Source organism: Streptomyces sp. GbtcB7, assembly GCF_019091445.1.
Taxonomy (GTDB): Bacteria; Actinomycetota; Actinomycetes; order Streptomycetales; family Streptomycetaceae; genus Streptomyces; species Streptomyces mirabilis.
Genome location: NZ_JAGXJM010000193.1, coordinates 1 through 342 on the forward strand (window position 1 = coordinate 1; position 342 = coordinate 342).

Below are 342 nucleotides of genomic sequence, written 5' to 3' on the forward strand. Positions count from 1 at the left end.
GGACTCCATGGCCGCGTTGTCGCCTGCCGCCCCGACCCTCCCTATCGAGCCGACGATCCGGTGCCGATCGAGCGCCCAGACGAACTTCCGTGACCGAAACTGCGATCCGCGATCACTGTGCAGAATGCACCCGGTGACGCGTCCACGCCGGGCAACAGCGTTGTTCAGGGCTGTGACGGCCAGGCGGGACTTCATCCGCGTGTCGATCGAGTACCCGACGATCCTCTTGCTGAAGACGTCCTTGATCGCGCAGAGATACAACTTGCCTTCGCTGGTGGCGTGTTCGGTGATATCGGTGAGCCACAGCCGGTTCGGTCCGGTCGCGGTGAAGTCACGGCGGAC

The 342-nt window shown here is 64.0% G+C and carries 1 protein-coding gene; it reads right to left on the minus strand.

The window, feature by feature from the left end; genetic code table 11:
* Window positions 1-342, minus strand: a 342-nt coding sequence (locus KVT44_RS55815) for a DDE-type integrase/transposase/recombinase (protein ID WP_217576920.1), incomplete at both ends; no start/stop codon positions are given.